The organism is Croceitalea vernalis (assembly GCF_031846405.1).
GTDB lineage: Bacteria > Bacteroidota > Bacteroidia > Flavobacteriales > Flavobacteriaceae > Croceitalea > Croceitalea vernalis.
Genome location: NZ_JAVRHU010000003.1, coordinates 315,041 through 340,700, shown reverse-complemented (window position 1 = coordinate 340,700; position 25,660 = coordinate 315,041). Strand labels below are relative to the sequence as shown.

General features: G+C 33.9%; 18 protein-coding genes. 12 read left to right on the top strand and 6 right to left on the bottom strand.

All coding sequences use genetic code 11. The features are described from left to right. Positions 1 to 37: 37 nt before the first annotated feature. On the bottom strand, positions 38 to 748 hold the full coding sequence (locus RM520_RS11910; RefSeq protein ID WP_311388173.1) for a class I SAM-dependent methyltransferase: 711 nt from the start codon (positions 746 to 748) through the stop codon (positions 38 to 40). Positions 749 to 800: 52 nt separating this feature from the next. Here RM520_RS11910 and RM520_RS11905 point away from each other — a divergent pair, with 52 nt between their 5' ends. From RM520_RS11905 to RM520_RS11895, 3 genes are all read left to right on the top strand, one after another. Further along, complete coding sequence (locus RM520_RS11905; protein ID WP_311388172.1) at positions 801 to 1,298, top strand: YkgJ family cysteine cluster protein; 498 nt, start codon at positions 801 to 803, stop codon at positions 1,296 to 1,298. An 82-nt stretch (positions 1,299 to 1,380) separates the two neighbouring features. Continuing rightward, a complete protein-coding gene (locus tag RM520_RS11900; protein ID WP_311388171.1) occupies positions 1,381 to 2,214 on the top strand; it encodes a sterol desaturase family protein in 834 nt (277 codons plus the stop codon). 10 nt (positions 2,215 to 2,224) lie between these two features. Further along, complete coding sequence (locus tag RM520_RS11895; protein ID WP_311388170.1) at positions 2,225 to 2,389, top strand: hypothetical protein; 165 nt, start codon at positions 2,225 to 2,227, stop codon at positions 2,387 to 2,389. Here the strand turns inward: RM520_RS11895 and RM520_RS11890 are convergent. Beyond that, positions 2,379 to 3,605, bottom strand: coding sequence for an exo-beta-N-acetylmuramidase NamZ family protein (locus RM520_RS11890; protein ID WP_311388169.1), 1,227 nt, complete (start codon positions 3,603 to 3,605; stop codon positions 2,379 to 2,381). The two genes, RM520_RS11895 and RM520_RS11890, sit on opposite strands and share 11 nt — an antisense overlap. Before the next feature lie 3 nt (positions 3,606 to 3,608). On the opposite strand from RM520_RS11890, the gene RM520_RS11885 reads away from it, so the two are divergent. The 3 genes from RM520_RS11885 to RM520_RS11875 all read left to right on the top strand — a co-directional run bounded on the left by RM520_RS11885 (position 3,609) and on the right by RM520_RS11875 (position 6,739). Continuing rightward, a complete protein-coding gene (locus tag RM520_RS11885; RefSeq protein ID WP_311388168.1) occupies positions 3,609 to 4,850 on the top strand; it encodes an ABC transporter permease in 1,242 nt (413 codons plus the stop codon). A 77-nt stretch (positions 4,851 to 4,927) separates the two neighbouring features. After that, positions 4,928 to 5,908, top strand: a complete 981-nt coding sequence (locus RM520_RS11880) for a PLP-dependent cysteine synthase family protein (RefSeq protein ID WP_311388167.1) — start codon at positions 4,928 to 4,930, stop codon at positions 5,906 to 5,908. A gap of 51 nt (positions 5,909 to 5,959) precedes the next feature. Then, on the top strand, positions 5,960 to 6,739 hold the full coding sequence (locus RM520_RS11875) for an aldose epimerase family protein (RefSeq protein WP_311385898.1): 780 nt from the start codon (positions 5,960 to 5,962) through the stop codon (positions 6,737 to 6,739). Between the two features lie 362 nt (positions 6,740 to 7,101). On the opposite strand, the gene RM520_RS11870 is transcribed toward RM520_RS11875, so the two are convergent. The 4 genes from RM520_RS11870 to RM520_RS11855 form a co-directional block, all read right to left on the bottom strand. Continuing rightward, positions 7,102 to 7,878, bottom strand: coding sequence for a LytR/AlgR family response regulator transcription factor (locus RM520_RS11870; RefSeq protein WP_311388166.1), 777 nt, complete (start codon positions 7,876 to 7,878; stop codon positions 7,102 to 7,104). A 76-nt stretch (positions 7,879 to 7,954) separates the two neighbouring features. Continuing rightward, entirely contained in the window at positions 7,955 to 9,001 is a 1,047-nt protein-coding gene (locus RM520_RS11865; protein WP_311388165.1) for a sensor histidine kinase, read from the bottom strand. Between the two features lie 37 nt (positions 9,002 to 9,038). Beyond that, the gene (locus RM520_RS11860; protein WP_311388283.1) at positions 9,039 to 10,397 is read right to left on the bottom strand and encodes an exonuclease domain-containing protein; all 1,359 of its coding nucleotides are present in this window, start codon (positions 10,395 to 10,397) and stop codon (positions 9,039 to 9,041) included. Between the two features lie 248 nt (positions 10,398 to 10,645). Beyond that, positions 10,646 to 11,674, bottom strand: coding sequence for a Fic family protein (locus RM520_RS11855; protein ID WP_432264899.1), 1,029 nt, complete (start codon positions 11,672 to 11,674; stop codon positions 10,646 to 10,648). 1,318 nt (positions 11,675 to 12,992) lie between these two features. Here RM520_RS11855 and RM520_RS11850 point away from each other — a divergent pair. The 6 genes from RM520_RS11850 to RM520_RS11825 all read left to right on the top strand — a co-directional run bounded on the left by RM520_RS11850 (position 12,993) and on the right by RM520_RS11825 (position 25,659). Next, a complete protein-coding gene (locus RM520_RS11850) occupies positions 12,993 to 14,006 on the top strand; it encodes a GntR family transcriptional regulator (protein ID WP_311388163.1) in 1,014 nt (337 codons plus the stop codon). A 198-nt stretch (positions 14,007 to 14,204) separates the two neighbouring features. Next, a complete protein-coding gene (locus tag RM520_RS11845) occupies positions 14,205 to 17,216 on the top strand; it encodes a SusC/RagA family TonB-linked outer membrane protein (protein ID WP_311388162.1) in 3,012 nt (1,003 codons plus the stop codon). Positions 17,217 to 17,234: 18 nt separating this feature from the next. Continuing rightward, positions 17,235 to 18,794 (top strand): RagB/SusD family nutrient uptake outer membrane protein, encoded by a 1,560-nt coding sequence (locus tag RM520_RS11840; RefSeq protein WP_311388161.1) that lies wholly within the window; start codon positions 17,235 to 17,237, stop codon positions 18,792 to 18,794. Between the two features lie 87 nt (positions 18,795 to 18,881). Next, the gene (locus RM520_RS11835) at positions 18,882 to 22,208 is read left to right on the top strand and encodes a VCBS repeat-containing protein (protein ID WP_311388160.1); all 3,327 of its coding nucleotides are present in this window, start codon (positions 18,882 to 18,884) and stop codon (positions 22,206 to 22,208) included. 10 nt (positions 22,209 to 22,218) lie between these two features. Then, on the top strand, positions 22,219 to 23,991 hold the full coding sequence (locus tag RM520_RS11830; protein ID WP_311388159.1) for a glycoside hydrolase family 36 protein: 1,773 nt from the start codon (positions 22,219 to 22,221) through the stop codon (positions 23,989 to 23,991). A gap of 12 nt (positions 23,992 to 24,003) precedes the next feature. Then, positions 24,004 to 25,659 carry a solute:sodium symporter family transporter gene (locus RM520_RS11825; protein WP_311388158.1) on the top strand — a complete coding sequence of 552 codons (1,656 nt, stop codon included), beginning with the start codon at positions 24,004 to 24,006 and terminating at the stop codon, positions 25,657 to 25,659. Position 25,660 lies beyond the last annotated feature (1 nt).

Below are 25,660 nucleotides of genomic sequence, written 5' to 3'. Positions count from 1 at the left end.
AGCTTTTGAAAGTTAAACGTTCTAATCTATTGATCTATTATGGTGTTAAGGTAAGTTTAGCTAAATAGTCGAAATGTTCTCCATCACTTACAAGTTTACAATGAAAACCATGAATATTGGCATATTTCTGTAGAGTGTCAAAATCAAGATATAACCATTTAAATGATTTTCCTTTTAGCCCTTTATAACCCATTTGAAATACTACCTCACCATAATAGTTGTTGTTATCTGGAACCCAATAGCCACCATCTTCATCTTGTTCAAACATATAAATGATGTTGCTAGAATCTAAAAGAATTTGCCCATTAGGTTTTAATAAAGATTTAAAATGATTTAAAAGGTTGCCTAATTGATCTAAAGAACCAGCAATACCAATACCATTCATTAAAAGTAGAAGCGTATCAAATTGTGAGCCAGAATATTCTAATATCGGACTGCAAACCGTGTTGATAAGTCCTCTTTGTTGGCATACTTTTATGGCTCCGGAAGACTTGTCTAAACCTGTTACTACAAAACCATTTTCTTGTAAATAAAGGCTATGACTTCCTGACCCACAACCAATATCAAGAACTTTACCAGAACATTTTTTCAAAGCTATTTGCTCTAATTTTGGCATCGCCATAAAAGGCCGGAATAAGTAAGGCATTGGTATGGTATCTTCTTCGTCAAAAGAGGAGAAGGTTTTAATATCTTCTGAATAACGCCCATTTTGATAATCTAAAAGGGCAATCCCAATAATATCATCCATAGAATTTAATTGCGTTACAAAAATGAAACAATATTTTTTAGGTTTGTAGTCTATGCAAGAGCAAATAAACGAATTGCCACAAAAAGCTTCTGAAAAGCTTCAAGAAAACAAGAAGTTTTTCACAAGATTAAAACGAAAGGCTCCAAAAAATTTAGATTACATAATGCAAGAGTTGCATGAACAAGAGTTTAACCAAACTGATTGTTTAGAATGTGCTAATTGTTGCAAAACTACAGGGCCTTTATTTACAAATGCAGATATAGAAAGAATTTCTAAGCATTTTAGGATGAAACCACAGAAATTTATAGAGTCTTTTTTAAAAGTAGATGAAGACAACGATTATGTCTTGCAACAAGTGCCATGTTCTTTTTTAGGATCAGATAATTATTGTAGTATTTATGATGTTAGGCCAAAGGCGTGTAGAGAATTTCCGCATACCGATAGAAAGAAGTTCCAACAAATTAGTCAACTGACCCTAAAAAATATAGCTATTTGTCCTGCGGCATACAATATTGTTGAAGCAATGAAAAAACGAATTCCTTTAAGGTAAATTGGTTTATGTTTTTGCTGTTCTCCCGTATCAACTTCATTTAGTTATTTGAACTTAGATTTTGAATTTGTATTTTAACCTCATGGAACAAATAATTAATTATTTTGAAAATATTCCTCCACTTCATAGAAGTCTAATTTTAGTCGGTGGGATTACTTTTTTTTGGATACTAGAGGGTATTGTTCCTCTTTTTAGTGTGAGGTATAAGAAATGGCGACATGCTTTGCCTAATTTTTTCTTTACACTGACCACTATCATAATAAATTTTCCATTGGCCTTTTTGCTTCTTAAAACATCAGATTGGACCGTCGATAATCAGTTCGGAATTATTAACTGGCTGCCTGAAATGCCTTTATGGCTTTATGTAACCCTTGGTGTAATGCTTTTAGATCTAATAGGAGCCTATACTGCACATTTAGTTGAACATAAGGTAAAACCGCTTTGGATGGTTCATTTAGTGCATCATTCAGACCATAATGTTGATACTACTACTGCTAATAGGCATCATCCACTAGAGAGTTTAATTCGATATTCATTTACACTTATTGGGGTTTTTATTGTTGGTGCGCCCATTGGTATTATTATGTTATATCAAAGTCTATCGGTCGTGTTGTCTCAATTTAATCACGCAAACATCAGATTACCACGTAAAGTGGATAAGATGATTAGTTGGCTTGTAGTTTCACCAGATATGCATAAAGTTCATCATCATTATGTGTTGCCATATACAGATTCCAATTACGGTAATATTTTTTCAATTTGGGATCGAATATTCGGAACCTTTATGGAATTGGACCCAGATAAAATAACCTACGGAGTAGATACTTTTCCTAATGAAAAAGAGAATAGTAGCATTATTGGTTTGTTAAAGCAGCCTTTTCATAAGTATAGAAAACCAACCACTGGAGAACTCTAATCATTAGTTTATGACATCGCAAAGGAAGAAAGTATTTAAACTGGGCTTACTTTTAGGTATTTTAGGATGTTTAGCTGGTATTCTTTTGATTCTTGAATGTAAATATTTTATAGGTATTGCTGGTACAATTGCCAGTGCTGGTCTTGTAATCATGCAATACAAGGCTAATAGATAAGATATTTAGAGCGGATTAGTTTAAAACGCTCCAAATCTGTTTGCCAACTAGCTTTTATTTCCATTTCAGAAAGTCCCGCCTCTATTTGTGCTTGTAGTTTTTCTGTTCCAGCATGTTTTGTAAATCCACTAGTATTAAAAAACTTATCCTTTTCATTACAATTATTATAGGCTTTAATAATCCATTGCAATGAGATAGAGTCCATTTTTTGATAAGCAGATAAATCTTCTCCAAAACAGTTGAGGCCTTTTTCTTTTGGATATTTAGAACCAAAATTAGGCTGTGGTGTAAACGTAAATCTAAAAGCTGTGCTGTCTAGAAAAGAAGCTCCGTAACGCTGAAATTGAAACTCTGTTCCCCGACCTGCGTTAATATTTGTGCCTTCAAAAAGCCCTAGACTTGGGTAAAGATTAATAGATTGATCATTTGGTAAGTTAGGTGAAGGTCTAATAGGAATTGAATAATCGGATTCGTGTGAATAGTTGGCTAAGGTAATTACCTTCAATTCGGCTTTTGTTTCATTCGCTAACCAATTCTCTTCATTGATCATGGTTGCATATTCTCCAATAGTCATTCCGTATACCAGTGGAATAGTTTGCAAACCTAAAAAGTTAGTATGTTCAACCCTCATAGTCGGGCCGTCAACATAATGTCCGTTAGGGTTAGGCCTATCTAAAACAACAATTGGAATTTCAGCTTCAGCACAGGATTCCATAACATACTGTAAGGTAGCGATGTAAGTGTAAAAACGAACCCCAACATCTTGAATATCAAAAATTATTAAATCAAGCCCCTTTAATTGGTTTTGAGTTGGTTTTCTGTTTTTGCCATAAAGAGAAGTTATTTGTAAACCTGTCTGAGTATCAATTCCATCTTTTACTTTTTCACCTGCGTCAACCTTGCCTCGGAAACCATGTTCTGGCGAAAAAACTTTTTTAATTTGTATTTGAAGCGAGAGTAAGGAATCAACTAAATGTGTATAACCTTCCTTTTTGAAAATAACACTGGTTTGATTGGCTACAATACCAATTTTTTTGTTTGTTATAATTGGTAAATATTCTTGAGTTTGATTAGCTCCTACCAGAATATCTTTTTTAGAAACTTCAGTGGAAATAGAATTAGATTCGTTTGTACTAGATTTTTGTTTTTGTCCACAAGCCAAAAAACAAATGCTTAAACATAAAATAGTACTTTTGAACTTTAAGAAAAAGGGCATCTTTTGAATTTAGAATATTTTATAGCCAAACGCCTGATTACAGGGAAGGAACATAAAATTAGCATTTCTGCTCCGATAATAAAAATAGCCATTGCTGCTATCGCTATCAGTATTATAATGATGCTTATTGCGATTGCCACCAGTATGGGTCTTCAATTTAAAATTCAGGAAAAGGTTGCAGCTTTTAATGGTCATATTCAAATTCAAAATTATGATGGCAACACTTCAGACGTTTCTGTGGAACCAGTTTTGTTAAACAAAGAATTCTACCCTAATTTAAGTAAAATTGAAGGTGTTTCTCATATACAAGGGGTAGCAGTAAAGGCAGGAATAATACGAACGGAAGAGACTTTTGAAGGTATACTTGCTAAAGGGGTAAATGAAAATTACAATTGGCAGTTTTTTGAAGAGTTCTTAACTGAAGGGCGCTTGCCCAATTTTTCTGAAGATTTAAACGAAGAAGTTCTAATATCAAAAATTCAAGCAGGAAAATTACAATTGGAATTAGGGGATTCTTTTTTGGCTGTTTTTTTAAAGGATGGAGATTTAACAAAAACGCCAAATAATAGAAAATTTAAGATTGTTGGTATTTATGAGAGCGGATTTGAAGAATTAGATACCTCGTACATTTTTGTCGACATTCGACATATTCAGCGCATGAATAAATGGAAGGCGAATGAGTTCGGAAATTTTGAAGTTTTTCTAGACGATTTTTCTGAGATAAATGAAAAAACTGTTGAAATTTATAATAAAACCCCTTCAAACTTAGATACCCAGAATATAAAAAGTAAGTATTTTAAAATTTTCGAATGGTTAGAACTTTTTGATTTTAATACTGCATTAATCATTGGTATTATGATTATTGTGGGAGGGATTAATATGATTACCGCACTTTTAGTTTTGATTTTAGAAAGAACCCAGATGATTGGAGTTTTAAAAGCCTTAGGTACCCAAGATTGGAGTATCAGAAAGGTTTTTTTATATAATGCGGCTTACCTTATAGGTATTGGTCTTTTCTGGGGTAATGTAATTGGTCTTGGCATTATTTTTCTTCAAGACAAATTCAGATTCTTAACCTTTCCTAATCCTGAAGAGTATTACATTAAATACATACCTGTTCAAATAGATTTTGGTAATATTTTACTATTAAACCTTGGAGTAATGGTACTTTGTTTATTGATGCTATTAATTCCATCTTATGCTGTTGCAAAAATTTCTCCGGTCAAAGCGATAAAGTTTGATTAGTCTATTAAGTAGAATTGAGAATATTTAGTCAACTAAAGTTGATTCTAATTACCTAACCCGTATTTTTGTTTTTGAATATGGAATACGCAAAAAACATACTAGAAACCATAGGTAAAACACCTTTGGTAAAGCTAAATAAGCTTACAACTGAACTACCTTGTTTGGTCTTAGCTAAATATGAAACCTTTAATCCTGGAAACTCGGTTAAAGATCGTATGGCATTACAGATGGTAGAAGATGCAGAGGAGCTGGGAATATTAAAACCTGGAGGTACTATCATTGAAGGAACCTCAGGTAATACTGGAATGGGCTTAGCCCTGGCAGCTGTTGTTAAGGGTTATAAAATGATTTGTGTTATCAGTGACAAACAGTCCAAAGAAAAGGTTGATATTTTGAAAGCTGTTGGTAGCGAAGTGCATGTTTGCCCTACTGATGTTGCTCCTGAAGATCCTCGGAGTTATTATTCAACGGCAAAGCGATTGGCTACTGAAATACCGAATTCTTGGTATGTTAACCAATATGATAATCCAAGTAACTGTAAAGCACATTTTTTAAGTACTGGTCCTGAAATTTGGGAACAAACAGAGGGTAAAATAACTCATTTTGTAGTTGGTGTTGGTACTGGAGGTACCATATCTGGAGTAGGTTCGTATTTAAAAATGAAGAACCCAAATGTAAAAGTTTGGGGTATTGACACCTATGGTTCAGTATTTAAAAAATATCATGAGACAGGCATTTTTGATGAGAACGAGATTTATCCTTACGTAACTGAAGGTATTGGAGAAGATATACTTCCTAAAAATGTCCGCTTTGAAGTTATAGATGGTTTTACTAAAGTAACCGATAAAGATGCGGCAATATATACCCAAAAACTTGCTAAAGAAGAAGGTATGTTTCTTGGAAATTCTGCTGGAGCTGCAATTAAGGGGCTTTTACAGCTTAAAGAAGAGTTTGGTGAAAATGACGTGGTCGTAGTACTTTTTCATGACCATGGAAGCCGTTACGTTGGTAAAATGTTTAATGACGATTGGATGCACAAAATGGGTTATATTGAATAAGAAGAGTTAACTAAAATAGTTCAATAAGTAATATAAGAGAATCTATTTATCATGGTAAAACTTGAATTTGGAAACCAAATTGTGAAGATTGACGCTGGTGAATTAATTAGTTATCAAGTTGATGGACATGAATTTATACATCAAAAAGGAAGCCCTGGATGGAGTAGTGCTGATACTGAAATGTTTCCAATAATTGGTCCTGTGAATGAAGCTGATTTTATGGTACAAGTACCAAAAGGTCAAGCAATTCAAGATCAACATGGGCATTTACGATTAATGACCTACAGCTTAATTGAGAATACTGATTTAACGGCAGTTTTTGAAAAAGTGTATCAAGCCAATACTAAAATTAAAAATAAGAAATACCCTAAAAAGTCAGATAAGGCTTTGTTGTCTTGGCCTTATAATTTTCGATTTAAAAAATCTTTCCGGCTTGATTCCGAGGGCCTTGAAATTAGTTTTAAAATCGATGGTGAATTGGGTATGCCTTATATGTTAGGCTATCACCCTGCTTTTAAATTACAGACTACAAAACCAATCATCAAAACAAAAGATAAAAGTATAAATCTTGATGAGGTTTTAGCCGTAGGCAGTCGTGCATTAGAGGTTGCAAACTGCAATGAAATAACTTTATTGGACAATCATTCAATTACTCTAAAAACTGAAGGATTTGATCATTTTATGTGTTGGACCGAGGTAGGCAATATGATATGTATTGAGCCGATAACTTTCTACCCGTATAGGGTAAAGCAACAAAATTTACATGAAGGTTTTCAAAATTTAGATAACGAAGCTTCTTTCAAACTGCAGTTGATTCCCTTCATTTTATAAACGTTAAGAAAATCACAATTTTATTAACAAATTCTGCGTTATATTAAGTAAATTAGTAGTAATAATATTACGAATAGTTTAATGTTTAAAGATTTTATTGAGAGAGTAGGAGTGATGAATTGTATCATGCTCTTAGTGGTGTTATCAATTATCATCGTCTCAGAATATTTATTTCTCAGTGGAGAAAAGATGGATGCCATATTTATTGCATTCTGGGCACCAACCATACTTGGTTTTATGAATTATCTTAAGTATAAGAAATAATGGATTTTATTCTCATGTATTCCATTGTAGTAGCACTAATATTTTTAGTGTGGTTAGTCTTTGTCGCCCGAATGTATAAGAAAATGAAAAAGTAGTTCTTACGAAACCCCCTTTAACCAATTTTTAAAGTGCTTTACTCTATTTCTGCTTACCACAAGATCAAGGTCAATTCGGTTTTGTAGCTTTATTTTTAATCTATTATTGAAATAGTCTTCTACAGAATGAATTTCATCAATTGAAATCATCATTTTCCTATTGATTCTAAAGAAATTATTTGGGTCCAACAATTCTTCTAACTTTTCTAAAGTAAAATCAACGGCATGTGAAGTTCCAGATTTTTCGGTTAAAAATGTATTGCCGCCTTCGGAATAAAAACAAATTACGTTGTTAACATCAGTTAGCATGAGCTTATTATTCTTTCTTATAAGAAAACGCTTTTTGTAATTAGGAGAAACAAAAGATCCCATCATCTTATCCATACGAATGAGATAATCATCTTCATCAGATTTCTTAAAAGACCAGTATTTTTTTAGTGCGTCTTTAATATCATCAAGCTTGGCCGGTTTTAAAATGTAATCAATACTGTTATACTTAAATGCCTGTACGGCATAGGTGTCAAAAGTTGTACAAAAAATTATGGGCTTTTCAATACCGACTGTGTTCAGTATATCAAAACAAGTACCATCTCCTAGGTGAATATCCATAAAGATTAGGTCCAAATCCGGATTTTTAGAAAAAAACACTAAAGCATCAGAAACCGAATCTAGTTCTTCAATTATCTGATGTTCAAAGCCTGTTTGTTCTATTAAATTTTTCAAATAAGCTCTAGAAATAGGCTCATCTTCAATAATTGCAATTTTTAATTGTCTTGACATTTTGTATAAAAAATCCACTAACTTATTGTTAAGATACCATATTGATTTTAAATATGACACTTAATCTTAGAAATAGTCACTCGCTTAAGAGTGGTAATTTTAAAATAAAATCTACTTTTCCACTTTCAATTATAACCCTTTCATTACTCAAAAGTTCATAGCGTTTTCTGATATTTTTAAGACCTAAGCCATATTGAATACCATTGCTATGTTTTTTCTGAAGGTTATTCTTTATAACTAAATAACCATTTTGTGTGAGGATATTAATTTTTAAAGGATGTTTAGTAGTGATAATGTTATGTTTAACCGCGTTCTCAACTGCCAGTTGTAAAGATAATGGGATAAGCTTCTTCTCCTTTTCACAATCATTAATTTCGATTTTGAAATTTACATTTTCTCCAAAACGTTCTTGCAACAAATCTGTATAGTCATTGATATACCGTAGCTCATCTTTTAAGGAAATTAAATTTTGATCAGAAATTTCTAGAGTGGTTTTATAAATACTCGCGAGCTTGTGAACAAATTCCTTAGACTTCTCTTTATCTACATCAATAAGATGCACTAAAGTATTGAGACTATTAAACAAAAAGTGAGGGCTAATTTGATTTTTAAGATTTAGTAATTGTGAAGTAACACTCTCTTTTTTTCTTATTTCCTCCTCTATTTTAGTGTTTTTGAGTTCAACAAATAGGTGCAAGGCCTCATAGAATCCCATATCTATGAAAAAAATTACCGCTCCTGTTAGTATTTGAACTGCAACATTCGGATCTGTAAAATCAGGATGGTCCAATCTAAAAAAAGGCTGAATTAATTTGATATACCAAAAACAAATAAAGAAATAAGGAATAAGGAAAGTAGGTATTATTAAAAGTCGTTTTTTTATATGTTGAATTCCCTTAAACTTTTTAAGTAGCTGCAGGTATAATTGTCTAATAACTAACCATAAAATTAAAATACACAAAAACTCGCCAAACCATGTAACAAGGTAATCCGTAAACTTTACCTTAAAAAAAGCTCCAGTGTAATAAATAGCCATGACCGTATGGGTGTTAATTAAAACACCGGCGAAAACAAAAAGATAATCATTGAAACCAAGTATAGTCTTGGCGTTCTTTAAAAGCATGGTTGGTTGACTAATAAGGGTAAAAAATACAAAACTTTTAATTAGAAACCTTTATATTTTTTTGAATTGTATTTTGAATTATTCTTAGAGCTTCAACAGTATTTTTCTGAGGAATTAAATGAGCCTCTAAATCCTCCTGAGTATTAATTTGAACTGAGTTCTGAATAAACCCGTATCCCTTATAAATTCCACTTTCCATTAAAACAAATGCTTTTTCGTCAGTAGTTCTTCCTTTGCGTTCTAACAAAATTCGTTCTTCACGTTGCTTGAGCAGAGCAATAGCCTTTATTACTTTTGTATTGTATTCTACAATAGCCTCTTCACCTTTGCATATTCCATTACAACTTTTCGCTTTGTAATGGCTACATGCTCCGTTTGTAACTTGTAAATGACAATATTTTGGACAAAGTGCTAAAACATCACATAAATTTTCAAGATAAGCTCTACAATCAGTTTGATTGTAAAATACCATTAATGGATTAATAACGGTTTTAAGTGAGTCAAAAGCTAAATGCAAAATTCCTCGTCTGTCTTCATAGCTAAAAATGGCATACTGTTTTATAGTTTTTTTTTGCGCTCTATTAAAAATTGGATAGTGTTCTTTAATAGCAGCAGATTCCATTAACAATGCTAAAAGCTCGCTTCCCGAGAGTTCAAAATCAATATCCGCTATTTCTTTACAAAGTTTAATTTCATGATTGCTCTTATCATAAAAGTGACCTAAAACCCGCTTCTTAATATTAATGGCTTTACCGACATAAATGATTTCACCGTTTTTGTTTTTGAAGTAGTAAACACCAGGTGTTGAAGGTAAATTATTAACAGTTGATTTGGACAATAATGGTGGTAGAGTAGCTTCTTGACTACGAGCGTTTAAAAACGTTTTTATCACCTTATCCGACGCAGTATTTTTTAAAAGTAATTTAAATAATAGTACAGTAGCACGTGCATCACCACGGGCTCTATGTCGGTCTGTCAATGGTATAGAGAGTGATGAACAGAGTTTGCCTAAACTATAAGAATTAAAACCGGGTATGAGTTTTCGAGAAAGCCGAACAGTACATAATTTTTTTCTAGAAAAGTCAACACCTATTTGTCTAAACTCTTCTTTAATAACACCATAATCAAAATTTACAGAATGTGCTATGAAAATACTGTCTTTGGTTATTTCAAGAACTTTATCAGCAATTTCTTTAAAAGTGGGTGCATTAGCAACCATTTGGTTGTCAATACCTGTTAGTCCAGTAATAAAATAAGGTATTTCACATTGTGGATTTACCAAGTTGGTAAATTCATCTATTACCTTTTCGCCATCGAATTTGAAAATAGAAATTTCGGTAATTTTATTCCCTTTAATTCCGTTACCGGTGGTCTCTATGTCTATTATGGTGTACAATGGCGAATTATGAGTAACTAAAATTAGGGAATATTTGAATTGTGGAGCCGGGGAGACTAGAACCTTATCTCCAAAACCCTTAGATATTAGCCTTTTCAAGGGCTCTAAAATTTATGCTCACCGAATAGGTGACTTTCTATTTGAAACTTCCATATTGGTGTCTTTTTTGAATGTAAATAGAAGTAAATACTACAATCTAAGTATTATAAAAAAATAAAAACGTAACATAGATACCCTTTTCTCATAATTTATCTTTCTGTCAATAGATCAAAAAGTGGTCTATTGATATAGTAGTTCGCTGTCCCTATTCGTTTTTTTTCTAGTAATCCGTCATCAGCTAACTTATTGAGGTAATTAGCTGCGGTTAATCTAGAAACTGAAAGGTCATTTACTACAAATTCAATTTTTGTATACGGATGTTTGAATAAGTTATTTAGTAAATCTTGACTGTAAAATTTATAGTTTGTTCTCAATTTGTTCTTATAGTCAGTCATTAAACTTTTAATTTCCACAATCAATTTAATGGTGTCTTTAGATGTTTGTTCTACTCCTTTTATCATAAAAAGTAACCATTCCTCCCAATTATTCTTATCTCTTACTTCTTGAAGCAACCTATAGTAATCTGGTTTATGTTGAATGATATAGCTACTTAAATATAGAATTGGTAAGGTCTGCAATTTGTTGAGAATAAGATAAAGTATGTTCATGATTCTGCCTGTCCGACCATTACCATCATAAAATGGATGGATGCTCTCAAACTGAAAGTGTATGATAGCCATTTTCACGATTGGGTCATAATCACTTAAATTATTGTCATTGATAAATTGCTCAAGGTTCTTCATGAGCCTTTGAATATCGGTTAAGTTTTGAGGTGGGGTATATACCGTTTTTCCCGTTGTACTATTTTTAAGTGCAGTACCTGGTAATTTGCGAAATCCAGCATTGTTTTTTTCCAATACTTCCTGTATTTCCAATATTACCCTATTGTTTAAGACTCCTTTTTTAGAGGTCAAAGCAAATCCATGTTTTAATGCCTCAATATAGTTCTGTACTTCTTTTGCATCTAGAGACCTAAAGACATCTAAATTTAATTCTGATTTGTAAAGGTCATCATGAGTAGTAATAATATTCTCTATTGCAGAACTATCCTTTGCTTCTTGTAGTCCCAGAGTATTGATTAATATTGTTTGATTTGGAATTGTAGCTGCAAGCCCTTTGAGCTCAGCCAGAGCAGCATGAGCAGCTGGCAAGCTTTTTAATACAGCTTTACTTTCCATGTCAATGGATAATGGTAACTCCGATAAGTTATATCCGTTCTCTTGAGACACTATGTATAGATTTTTTAATTTTCTATACAAAGATAATTCTTTATGTATAGAAAATCGATTTTTCTTTACATAATAAAAACGATATGTATAGATTTTGATTCTTCTTATACTAAAGGTTGCATAATGAGAACCCCGTGAATTGGGTTAAGATCATCCACAAACTCCGCCCATTGCCCTTCTTCCGATACTTATCGTGATTGGACAAAGCGCATCATTTGAAAAATCTTGAACACCATCCATTTAAAGAAAAATAAAATGAATGTAGTTCGCCTCAACTTTAAGCAAAGATGAATTTCATTAGTAAATCCATCACATTTAAGTTTAATTGTTTTAATATGTTATTTCAAAAAAGAAAATATGAACTGAATATAAAAGGTAAATAGGGATTAATTTTTATTGCTTTAATTTTGTATCGTTTAAAGACGGACAGCGTTTACATTTTTTGTCCTGCCTGCAGGACGAAGATGTAAAGCAAGAGGGTAACACGCTAAAGCGATGTTACGAATTTTAATTAATTGATTATCAATTAATTATAAGTATTTCGATTTTTCTTTTTTTAGTAATTTGCAACAAAAAGCGCGGGAGACCCTGTAAACACTGAAAAAATTTGTTGCAAAAAATATTATTTATGCCTTTTTGTTAAAATTTGAAAAGTATTTTTTACTAAATAATATTTGTTCCTTTTTGTAGCTTATTGATAGAAGTGAAATACCTTAATTAAAATGAAAGTTAATTTTAAATCTTAGCAAGTGCGCCCTATTTCGATTTTACCTGACCCTTATCTTCCCGAACACTATAAAATCGAAACAGAATCCAAGCGCAAAGTTTAAGGGTAAGGATTTGGGGACTATTCCCTTTATAAAAGATAATTAGTTGTTTTCTTGAACTTTTAGATTGTTTCTGAAAAATCTCTTTTATTGGAATTTAACTCTTAACAAAAAGCGGATTTTGTATAGAGTCTAACTTTTTAAAGTACGTATTAGGGGTTTAACTGCAATAATGAAACGAAGGTCAACAAGCCTAATGTAAAGAGTACATTTAAACCATCTCTTAATTATACATGATTAATCGTTGAATGCTGTCATTTTACTAAGTACTACTGACACGCCATGAACTTTCATCTTATCAAACAATTCAATTAAAATAATATCCTTGGCATGTATTAGTGTTAGTGTTAGTGAAATTTCGCTATTGTATGCAAGCTAGTGAAACAATATATTGAATTCTTTTTATATATTACTCCTTTCTAAAAGGACTAGAATAGCATATGACATTGTTTGATAAAATAAATGATTTAGCAGAAATAAACACGTTATCAAAACATGAACAGTTGGTTGAAGGCATTATTCAAGCAATAGATGAAAAAGTTTTAAACATAGGTGACAAATTACCTTCCATTAATCAGATGGTTGCAGAATTAGGTTTTGCAAGAAAAACTATTGTAAAGGCCTATGAAGATTTGAAAGATAGAGGTTTGGTAGAATCTAAAAAATTAAAAGGGTACTTTATAATTAGTAACGAAACTAAGGTTGTTTCAAAAGTAGCTTTATTAATGTTTTCTTTTCAGCGTTTTCAAGAAGATTTTTATAATTCTTTTCGTAAAGAGCTAGGTAAAAAGTATCAGATTGATGTCTTCTTTCATCATAGTAATGTTACAATTTTCACTAGTATTTTTCATAATATCCAAGGTAAGTATGGTATGTACGTGATTGCACCTATACCAAATCAAAGTTTGCGACCACTTATTGAATTGATAGCATCATCAAAACTATTGATTATCGATAGGTTCATCAAACTTGACCCAACCTATTCTTATATCTCACAGGAGTTTGAAGAATCAACCTATACCAAGCTAATTGAATTGCTTCCAAAAATCAAACTTTATAAAAAGTTTGTTCTTTTCTTTAGAAATGATGCCGATTATCCGTTGGGTATACTGAATGCCTTTAATCGGTTTTGTACAGATTATAATATCACTGGTTCTGTAGTTGAGAAATATAAAAATGGTTCTGTAAAGAAGGGGCGTTTGTATTTTTTTGTCAGTGATACTTATTTATGGGATGTATTGAAAGACGTTAGAAATAGTGAATATAAAGTAGGAAAAGATATAGGTATATTATCGCACAATGACCACGTAGTAAAGGAAATGATATTTGGAGGTATTACTACTATATCTACTGATTTCAAAGAAATGGCAAAAAAGGCTGCTACCCACATTAAGGATAGAGGCAATATAAAGGTAATTATGCCATCTGCACTTATTAAAAGAAATTCACTTTAGGGATTATATCAATTGTCAAAGATTTTATGGTATTGACATTTATAATCTAAAATAATTTCAATATCGTAAAATTAGGATAAGAAAATTTTGATATTTCAAGAATAAGTATATATTTGCACAGTAGCATAGACTATCATAGCCTAAATTACTATAATAACTAACTTTCTTATTTGAATAATTAACTAAATTTTAATTCTTATGACTAAAAAAACGCTCAAACAATTTCTGGGTTTGGCAATAGCACTTTTTAGTAGTGTTGTATTTGCTCAAGCTACACAAGTTGCGGGTACTGTCTCGGATGCAGACGGACCATTACCTGGGGTAAACATTGTAGTGAAGGGTACTACAAATGGTGTTACTTCAGATTTTGATGGAAACTACTCCATTTCAAATGTAGATTCTCAAGGCGTACTGATATTTAGTTATATCGGTTATGCAACCCAAGAGATTTCAATTGAAGGAAGAAGTACCTTAAATGTCACTTTACAACCTGATGCCGAGGCATTGAATGAGGTCGTTATTGTTGGCTATGGTACTTCAAACAAAAGAGAACTTACAGGTTCGGTGGCGACTATTAAAAAAGATGCCATTGTAAACGTTGTGGCCAGTAATCCTTCTGCAGCGTTGCAAGGTAAACTCTCAGGTGTTCAGATTGAAACGCCGGGGGGGCGACCCGGGGGGCGTTCAAACTTTTTTATTAGAGGTGTGAATTCACTTAGTAATGCCGATCCCTTATTTATTGTTGATGGCTTGTTTGTAGATGATATGGAGAACATTCATGCGCGTGATATTCAAAATATTTCGGTTTTGAAAGACGCTTCAGCCTCAGCTATTTATGGTTCAAGAGCTGCCAACGGAGTGGTTATAGTTAAAACCAACCACGGTCAAAAGAATAGAGATGTTGAGGTAACTTTTGATGCTAGAATTGGTTTTGATTCGGCTAGTAAAAAGCTAGATTATATCAACGGTCAACAATATACTGACTTCTTAAACCAAAGGTTTGCTAATGATGGTGAAGCTACTACGGTTGCTTTTAATGGTGTAAACACCGACTGGCAAGATGAAAATCTCAAAAATGGTGCTGTTCAGGATATTGGATTTTCTGTTAGCGGTGGTGGAGAAAACACCTCGTATTTTGCTTCAGGAAATTATTTTAGTCAAGAAGGTATTTTGGTTGGCTCAGGATTTAAAAGAATTAATTTCAGGGTCAACACCAGATCAGAATTTGGTAGGTTAACATTGACTCAGTCTTTAGGCATCACTGAGCGTAAAACTCAAGAAAATAACTGGTTCGGTTGGGATGGTGTTTCAGTACCTACGCTTGCTACTACGAATAGTGCCAATGAAGGGGGGTTTGAGGCCCCCAATCAAGATATTCATGGTCCTGGTGGGGTCAATCAGTACGGTTTAGCTTCTTTAGAAGACAATTTAATCACGTCACGAAACATATATGGAAGTGCTAAACTTGACTATGAAATAGTTGATGGTTTAAAAGCATCTTTGAACTTTGGTTTGGATTATACCAATACCCGATTTTTTCAATTTACACCCACTTATTTTATGAGTGCCACTGATGCTGTATTTAATGTGAACAATGAGAATGATTTGACTGATGTCTCTCAAAATGATGTTAATATTTTGGTAGAACCTACCATATCATATGATAAAGAGTTCAATCAGCACAAAATAGGAATTGTAGGTGGTTATACTTTTTTTAAAGAGAATCAACAAATAGGGGGTCTTTTTGGTCAGGGTACACCTTCAAACTTAATTCGAAATGTTGGGGCTCTGCCTTCTTCTGAAAATAACATTTTGATAGGTGCTGATAACATAGCAGGTCTAGAATCTTATTTCGGAAGAGTCAATTATGGTTATGATGGAAAATATTTGCTTTCTGCTACTTTAAGAAGAGATGCTTCCTCAAGATTCGCTGAAGAGAACAGAGTAGGGTATTTCCCTTCTTTTTCTGCTGGATGGAATATAAGTGATGAAGATTTTTGGAATTCAGAAAAAATAAATTACTTCAAGCTAAGAGCTTCTTACGGTGAACTTGGTTCATATCCAGATGTATTCTACCCAACTTCTGCAGTATTTTTAGCTAATCAATCAAATACCTCTTTTGGCGGTGGTTTGGTCAATGGTTTGGCTCAAACAACATTGGCAGACCCTGATTTGGTTTGGGAAACAACCAAAACTTTTGACATAGGTCTCGATATGGCCTTCCTTGATAATAAAATGAACTTAACAGTTGATTATTTTTCTAAAGATATTGAAGATGTTTTGGTAGCAATTAATGTTCCTTCAACTACAGGTGTTAGTTTGCCAGTTACCCGAAATGCAGGTACATTAATTAATCAAGGCTTGGAACTTGAATACGGATATCGAAAAACAGCAGGCGATTTTACTTTTAACGCTAATGCAAACATTGCATTTACTTTGAAAAGCGAAGCAGGCGATATTCCTAATCCAATATTGGGCCCAGCAATTGATGAAGATTTACGAGTTGTCAATCGTACTTCTACAGGAGAAGCAATTGGAGCATATTACGGTTATGTTGTTGAAGATAAAGTTAATCCTACGACCGGAGATTTTGTTCGTGTAGATCAAAATGGTGATGGGTTAATTGATGGAGACGATATCGTTAATATTGGTGACCCTGTTCCTGATTTTATTTACGGTATAAATTTGAATGGGGCTTATAAAAATTTTGACTTCGCATTGGCTTTTACTGGAGTTCAGGGTAATGAAATTTATAATGTAGGACGTTATTATGCTATTTTATGGCAAGACGGAGGTAAGTTGACCGATGTATTGAATTCATGGACACCTTCAAATACAGATACCAATATACCAAGAGCGTCTATTGCAGATCCGGCAGGTAATAAGGCACCTTCTTCATTCTTTGTTGAAGATGGTTCTTATTTCAGATTACGTAATTTAGACGTTGGTTATAATTTTAGAGATGGTGTTGGAGGATTTGATTGGTTTAAATCATTACGTCTTTCTGTTAATATCCAAAATCTATTTACCATATCTGGATACAGCGGATATGATCCTGACGTTGCCTCTACTGATGGCGGACGAGCTAATAGAAATACTGGTGTGCCAGGTTTTAGAACTCCAGTAAATCCTTTATTAAGTAGAGGGGTTGATGCAAGGGCTTATCCTAATGCGAGAACTATCATGTTCGGCGTACAAGCAAAATTTTAATATAAAATAAGTTATAAAATGAAAAAGATTTTGAAATCAATAAAAATGTTGATGTTTTTCACGGCCTTTGTTGTCCTGTCGGGCTGTTCAGATGAACTGTTAGATCAGCAAAATAATAATGCGACCTCTACTGCCAATTTTGGGTCATCAGTTGCTGAAGTTGAAGCGGCTGTAAATGGTGCTTTCCACCCTATTACAGATACTTTCTTTTGGGGTAGAATTATCCATACTGGAGCTATGTTAAGATCAGATGAATTCAATGTATTCCCATTTGGCGGAAATACCGCTATGTCAACTTTTCAGGGAGAACCAGGTTCTGCTCGTTGGGCAACTGAACCTTGGCAACAAGCATACAAATCTATTGCCCGTTGCAATAATATCATCGAAAATGTTAATGAAGAAGGAATTCCAGATACAGATACTCGAAACAGTTTGGTAGGTCAGGCCTATTTTTTGAGAGCTTTTGATTACTGGTACTTGGTTAATATTTACGGTAGTGTGCCATTGGTTGTTGGACTTCCAGATTTGGATAATGTATTGGTTGATCAAGCCAGTGCATCTGAAATTTGGAATCAGATTATTTCCGATTTAGAAATGGCAGAGTCACTTTTACCGGCAAGTTGGGACGGTGATAACTTAGGTAGACCGACCTCAGGAGCAGCAACAGCGCTTAAAGGAAAGAGCTATTTGTATATGAAAGATTATCCTGCAGCGGCTACTGCTTTACAAAGTTTAGTGGGACAATATAGTTTATTGCCAACAGCTCAGTATGGCGAAAATTTTAGCACTACTAACGAGAATAATCAAGAATCTGTTTTTGAACTTCAATTTTTAGGGCAGACAAGTTTTGCATGGGGTACTGACATACCGGGTACTGGAACTATGGGTAATTTTCATATTGATTACGCTCCACCAGCAAAGTCCCCTGATAGAAGTCATGTAGTCAACTCTTGGTTAAAAGATTTATTTGAAACCAATAATGATGAGGTAAGAAGGAATGAAACTTTAGCTTACGATTACCCTGGATCAACAGGATATGGAGGTACAGATTTCTTAACAGATTTTGCTGATGACATTGCTACTGCGAATGATGCTGGCATGGAGCCGATTTTTTCAAAGAAATATGCTGGTCTTGATTTAGGAACTAGAGATCAAGTAGATTTTCTAGGTACTAATGTTGGAAACAATTGGAGAGTTATAAGATATGCTGACGTTTTGTTAATGTTGGCTGAAGCATTAAATGAAAGTAACCAACCTGATCTTGCTGGTCCATACGTAGATCAAGTTCGTCTGAGAGCAGGGCTTTCAACCATTACCGATTTAAATTTAGATCAAGTAGCCATGCGCCAAGCAATCATTGAGGAGCGCGCCATGGAACTTGCAGGTGAAGGGCATAGATTTTTTGACCTTGTGCGTTGGGGCTTGGCAAATGATTATTTGGGTGCCACTTCTTTGCATGGTGCACACCCAAAATCTTTGAGTGGAGGCACTTTTCAGGCCAACAAGCATGAATTGGTTTGGATACCTGCTTCTGAAATAGATGCAAATCCTAATCTTGTACAAAACCCAGGGTATTAATAATTGTTGAGTTAGTTTAAGTTCAGTTTTAAGCCAAGTATTTTTGCGAATACTTGGCTTTAATTATATTTCATTCAACATCATATTATGATAAGGTTTCCTTCTTTTTTGCTGCTACTTCTCTTAATCGGTTGTAGCTCTGCACCTGAAGATTTTTTATTTGTTCATCATTCAGCAAAGACAACTAATATTAATTTTTCGAATAACATAACAGAAACTGACGATGTCAATATTATTGATTTTCAATACTGTTACAACGGTGGTGGTGTCGGTATTGGAGATTTTAATAATGATGAACTTCCTGATGTTGTTTTCACAGGCAATCAAGTTTCTTCAAGAATATATTTGAATAATGGAGATTTAGTTTTTACAGACATTTCAGAAGAAGCTGATTTTTTTACCAAATCGTGGATTACAGGCGTAGCCATTGTCGATATTAATTCTGATGGATGGGATGACATTTATTTAAATGTTGGCGGAAGTTCATGTAATAATGATTGTCCGAATTTGTTATTTGTGAATATGGGTTTAAATGAAGATGGTGTACCAAAGTTTGTTGAAAAAGCAAAAGACTATGGGCTAGATGATGGCCATTATGCCCAGCAATCCGTTTTTTTTGACTACGATTTAGATGGCGATTTAGACGTTTATATTGTGCATAACGGAAATACAACTTATGACAAGAATACTCCATATCCAAAGAGATACCTCCCGGATCACTTAAAAGATTATTTATTGAGAAATGATAAGGTAGTAGGAGTAGACCACCCCTTGTTCAAAAATGTTTCAGATAGTTTAAATATCAACAAAAAAGGATTTGGACTTGGTGTTGGAATAAATGATTTTAACAATGATAATCTTCCTGATTTATATGTTTCAAACGATTTTATTACGGAAGATTTAATGTGGATTAATATAGCATCTAACAAAAACTCCTCTCATAAATTTGTTGAGTCAAGCAAAGCGTATCTAGCTCATGAAACCTATAATGCAATGGGTGTTGATATTGCTGATATCAATAATGATGCTTTTCCTGATATTCTGGTTTTGGATATGTTGCCAAAACAATATAAGAGACAAAAGTTGATGTTAGGCAGTATGAATTATGACAAGTATCTACTTTCACAACGAAATGATTACTCTTCTCAATACGTACGCAATACGTTGCAATTAGGCAATGGTTTTATTAATGATAAACCTATAAAAGCTAGTGAGGTTGGTTTTCAAAAAGGAATTTCAAGTACTGATTGGAGCTGGGCACCGTTAATGATTGATTTTGACAATGACGGTTTCAAAGATATTTTTATTTCGAACGGGTATGTAAAAGACATTACTGATTTAGATTTTATTAATTACTCCAACGAGAATGCTGTTTTTGGTACTCCCGAAGCTAAAGAGAGAAGATTGAAAGAATCGATAGCAAAGATGCCAGGAATTTATTTGCCAAACTTCTTTTATAAACAAGAGGCTAATGGAGAATTCAAAGATATTTCGAAAAGTTGGGTTGAAGAGAAAGCGTCCTTTTCAAATGGAACGGCTTACGCTGACTTAGATTTGGATGGCGATTTAGACTTGATTGTCAATAATATTAATGAAAATGCTTTTGTACTTGAAAACAAGGCATCAGAAAATAAAGAAAATAGATTTTTACGTCTTAATTTGATAGGAGGAAAAAATAATACAAAAGCCATTGGAGCAAAAATCAAGTTATATCATAATGGTAAAGTGCAAACGCAATATCAGTCTACTATCAGAGGTTATTTATCTTCGGTAGAACCTACTGTACATTTCGGTGTAAAAAAGAGCGCAATTGATTCTTTGAAGGTAATATGGCCAAACGGTAAAGTGACCACCAAGTATGATGTCAAAACAAATCAAAAATTGAGTCTTCAAGAGGTTGAGGCAGAGGAAAATATTTTACCACAACAACAAGACAATTTTTTATTTGCAAGAGCGGAAGGAGTATTTGAGTATGAACAAAAAGATAAAGCGAATAATGAATATACTTTTCAAGGATTGTTATCAAAACAGTATACTTCAAAGGGGTCATGCATTATTGCAGCAAATATAGATGGTGTTGATGGTGATGAGATATTTGTTGGAGCTAGCTCTGGCAATCCGAGTAGCATTTGGTTTCAGAATCAAAATGGCAACTATGAACCCAAACAATTATTAGACTCGGCTTATGATGATTCGCAAGCAGTTTTTTTTGATATTGATACCGATGGCGATTTGGATCTTTACGTTGGTAGTGGTGGAAATAGATTTGACAAAGAATCAGAAAATTACCAAGACAGAATTTATCTCAATGATGGTAAAGGTTTTTTTGTTGAAAATAAAGACATCCTACCCAAGTCATTTAAAAGTACAAGCACTTTAGCGCCAAATGATTTTGATAAAGATGGCGATGTTGATCTTTTTGTGGGAACAAGACTTGTGCCAAAAGAGTACCCTTCAGCACCAAGTAGTTCGTTTCTAATAAATGAAAATGCCCAATTTAAATCAAAATTTGAATCGTTCTTCTCTGAAATTGGAATGGTTACCCATGCTGTTTGGGCAGATATCGATAATGATTCTTGGCAAGATTTAATAGTAGTCGGAGAATTTATGGAAATCACAACCTTCAAAAATAACAAAGGAAACCTGGAGCCGCTTTTAGTGCAATGGTTAGATCAAAGTGACAAGCATTTAAATACTTCAGGTTGGTGGAATCACATAGCAGCAGCCGATTTTGATAACGATAATGATATTGATTTTATCATGGCAAATCAGGGAGTCAACGGTTTTTTGTCGCCCACACAAGATCAACCAATAGTTGTATACAGTAATGATTTTGATCAAAATGGTAGTTTCGATCCTGTATTGGCAAAATATTTTGATACCGAAAACGGTGAAAAACTGCTACCTGTTCATACAAGAGATGATATAATGAAACAGTTAACAATTTTAAAAAAGGATTATCCCACGTATGAATCTTTTGCCAAAACAGATTTTGAAAAACTAATGAAGATAAAAAATTGGTCAGAAGAAACCCTACCAGCCCATATTTTTGAAAGCTGTTATGCTGAAAATTTGGGCAATGGTAAATTTAGATTACTGCCTTTACCAAAAGAATGTCAAGTGGCTCCAATTAATACCATATTGACTGATGATTTTGATGCTGATGGCCAAATTGACTTTCTTGCTGTTGGCAATGATCACTCCGCAGAATCAAACTACGGTAAATTTGATGCCCTAACAGGTATTCTTGTACTTCGAAAGGATGGTTTTTTTAAAGTTGTACCGAGCAAAGATTCAGGTTTTTATGTACCTGAGCAATCAAATCACTTGATTGAGGTTATAGATCAAAACCATAAAAGATATATTGTTGCTACGCAGCACAATGAACAGGCGGAAGTATTTTATAAAAAATAGAAAAGAAGAAATGATAAATGTTGATTTTGCTGAATCTACCGTACAGACTATAGAGATAGTTGGAGCTGATGAATCGGTCTGTTCCACCATAGAAAAAAATCATTCAGAAATTGGTTTGGAAATTTATGATTTCAAAGTTGAATGTAAAGAAAAACATTTCCCTAAACCAATAACACTAAAGTGGAAAATACCAGGAATTAATGTAAAAGGTGTTTGGAAACCCACTACAGACTTCTCCAAAAAGATTCAAGCCGACTGGGAGCTAAATCATATGGAATCAAGAATTTCCATTGATGCTCCGGTCATTAGTTTATTTGGTCAGAATGATGAGAATGTGATAACTTTTGCTTGCTCAAATGCTATTAGCAAATTATTGATGAACGCTCATGTTCGGGAAGAAGACAATTGCTTTTATTGCCACATCACTTTTTTTTCTGAGGAAGAGCAACCCATAGAAAATTTTGAAGCCCAAATCAGAATTGATACCAGAAAAATTCTTTTTTCATCTGCCTTAAATGATGTATCAATTTGGTGGGAGACTTTCGAAAATCTAAAACCTGCAAAGGTTCCTGATATAGCAAAAACTCCCTTGTATTCTACTTGGTATCAATTTCATCAAAACTTGAATCATGAGCTGTTATTAAAGGAATGTAAGTTGGCGTACGAATTAGGGTATAAGGCCATTATAATTGATGACGGGTGGCAAACCCTTGATTCAAATAGGGGCTATGATTATACAGGTGATTGGCAGCCTGCGCGTTTTCCTGATATGAAGAATTATATCAAAAAAATTCACGATATAGGATTGAAGGCTGCTCTTTGGTATTCTGTTCCTTTTTGTGGTGTTAAATCTGAAGCTTATAAAAAATTCAAAGATAAATTCTTAACCGAAGATCATCGGTGGGCACCAGTTTTTGATCCAAGATATCCTGAGGTACGAAAATATTTGGTTGATATTTATGCAAGTGCCGTAAAAGATTGGAATCTTGATGGATTAAAATTAGACTTTATTGATGATTTTCGCCTTTATGAAAACACTCCTTTGGGTATGGAAAACGGTCGAGATTATGCCTCTGTTAATGAAGCTGTGTATCGTTTGATGACTGATGTGATGTTAAAATTACATTCAATCAATCCTGAGATTTTCATTGAATTTAGGCAGAAGTATGTAGGGCCGGCAATGCGTAAATTTGGTAATATGCTTCGTGCTTTTGATTGCCCAGGTGACGTTACCATGAATAGGGTCAGAATTGCAGACATTCGTATGCTTGCTGGTAATACCGCTGTTCACTCTGACATGATTACTTGGCATGATGATGAACCTCTTGAGGTTGCCGCTTTACAACTAATTAATACCTTATTCGGGGTTCCTCAAATTTCAGTTTTTTTAAATGACCTTGCTCAAGAGTATTTAGAAATGGTTAAATTCTACACCGAATATTGGTATTGCAATAAAGTACTTATTACTGAAGGTAAGTATAAAGCAACCAATCCATTGGCAAATTACCCAATTCAAAATGTTAGTAATGGTAAGAAAATAATTTTTGGTGTGCATGCCGATTATATTGTGCAACTTGAAGAATCGCATAAAACCATCGATATTCTAAATGCCAAAATGAATGAGAATGTAGTAGTTCGAACGACTTTAGATTTAGGTAATTATTCTTATTCGATTTTTAATTGTAGAGGAAAATCTATTCAAGAAGGGCAGATAACATTGAATAAAGGCATTACTGAATTATATGTTCCGGCTTCCGGTCTGGTACAGTTAACCAAAAAATAAATACTGCATTATATGGATTTCCTATCAATCATTTCTTTTCTAGGTTTTACAGTACTTGTAGCAATCATCGCTTGGTATTCTAGCAAAAAAACAGATGAAAAATCTGCTGATGGTTATTACCTTGGTGGAAGAAGTTTAGGCGCCATAACCATAGCAGGATCTTTATTATTAACCAATTTATCTGCTGAACAAATTGTCGGACTTAACGGCCAAGCCTTTACCGAAGGTGTTCTGGTTATGGCTTGGGAAACTCTTGCCGCCATTGCAATGATTATTACCGCGGTATTTTTGCTTCCTCGCTATATGAAAGGTGGTATTACAACCATACCGCAATTCGTTGAGGATCGTTTTGATCATGTGACTAAAGCGATTCTTACAGTTCTCTTTCTATCAGGTTACGTCATAGTCGTTATTCCATCAGTATTATATTCAGGTTCGCTGGCTTTTAGTACCATGTTTGATTTGCCTGAATTATTAGGGCTTTCTGAAACCATGACACTTTGGGTTTGCGTCTGGACAATTGGTATCATTGGAATTTTTTATGCTATTTTCGGAGGTTTGAAAGCTGTGGCAGTTTCCGATTTAATAAATTCCATTGGCCTTTTAATAGGAGGTTTGTTGATTCCTTTCTTTGGATTAATGGTTATTGGCGATGGCAATGTATCAGATGGCATGTCAATACTTTGGGAGAGTAATCCAGAAAAATTTAATGTAAAGGGGGAAGTTGATGCCTCTATTCCCTTCGGAACTATTTTTACCGGTATGATGTTAGTGCAAATGTTTTATTGGGGTACTAATCAGGTAATTATGCAACGTGTGTTTGGTGCGATAAGCTTGAAAGCAGGGCAACAAGGGGTCATTTTGGCTGCCTTAGTGAAATTTTTGATTCCATTAATAGTAGTACTACCGGGTATTATTGCTTGGCATCTTTTTGAAGGTAATTTAGACAAGCCAGATCAAGCATATCCGGCCTTGGTTGCTAAAGTTTTGCCAGCTGCTTTTACAGGAATTTTTGCAGCTGTTTTGTTTGGAGCGATTTTGAGTTCATTTAACAGTTTGCTTAATAGTAGTGCAACACTCTTTGGTTTTGATCTTTATAAAAAATATTTCAAGAAAGATGCTACTGAAAAACAACGCGTAAAAGCTGGTAAAATGTTTGGGCTTGTTCTAGGTATTCTTGGCATGTTTGTGGCACCTTTAATTGCCAATGCACCTCAGGGTTTGTTCGCGTGGCTTCAGGAGGCCAATGGCTGTTATAGCATACCTATACTAACAGTAATTGTTATCGGTTTCTTTAGTAAGCGTGCACCGGCTATTGCTGCAAAAGTAGGTGTGATATCCGGGGTTGTTTTATACTCGATTAGTCAATTCATGATTAAACCATTTTATGTATCTAAAGCTATAGAAAACGCTGTATCAAACGGAATTACTGATGCCAAAGCTTTGAGTGTTATTCAGGCTGAAGCGTATCCTCATTTCCTACATGTAATGGCTATACTGTTTGTTTTGAATATAGGTATCATGTTACTGATTACTAAACTGTACCCGAGACCGAATGATTATCAACCATTGACAACTGATGTGGTAAGTGTTGAACCTTGGAAATATGCCTTTATTGCGGGAGCAATCATTACAGCTCTGGTACTAAGCACCTACTTTATTTTCTAAA